This is a genomic window from Vibrio sp. 10N.286.52.F8, assembly GCF_041468745.1.
Taxonomy (GTDB): Bacteria; Pseudomonadota; Gammaproteobacteria; order Enterobacterales; family Vibrionaceae; genus Vibrio; species Vibrio crassostreae_C.
In genome coordinates this window covers 1-514 of record NZ_JBFRJF010000088.1, presented here as the reverse complement: position 1 = coordinate 514, position 514 = coordinate 1, and the positions used below count along the sequence as shown (strand labels likewise).

Annotated in this window: 1 protein-coding gene; it reads right to left on the bottom strand. The window is 38.3% G+C overall.

Annotation, left to right across the window (positions count from 1 at the left end):
• Positions 1 to 257 (bottom strand): AAA family ATPase (locus tag AB4133_RS22070; protein ID WP_372225770.1); only part of this gene is annotated, 257 nt, incomplete at its 3' end.
• Positions 258 to 514 lie beyond the last annotated feature (257 nt).

Genomic DNA, 514 nt, shown 5'->3' with positions numbered 1-514 from the left:
TGATTTAGGAAACAAAGCCCCTTTCCTCCTTCGGCCGCTACGTAAAGAACTGAGCCCTCTTCAACATTACAGTTGTTCCACTTTTGTCCACTTACGATTGCTGCGGCTATTGAAAGTAGAACAAAGTTTTTAAATGATGCTGGAGGTCCTGAAATGCATCCCAAGGCTTCTTTTGGTATTAACTCTTCAATCAGCCATTGGGTATCTTCTTCGTAACCGTGTGAACCTCGAGTTAGAGAGTACTGTGTGACGTTTATTTCTGATCGTTGAATTGATACTTCAAATTTGTTCTCGGTAAATGAGCTAACTATCTTTAGATTCTGTAGCTCTAAAGTTTCATTTTGGGTCAGGTTAATAACTTGATGGGAAGTTGGTGAATTTTTTCCATTTCATATTATTTGTTTAGTGCGGTTTTCTGCGTTACCAAACACAGTGTGATAAGTTTTTCTTTCAAAAACAAGAGGTAGATTACTAAAGTCGAATGGATAAGTGTGTCTGTAGTGGTACGCTGAAT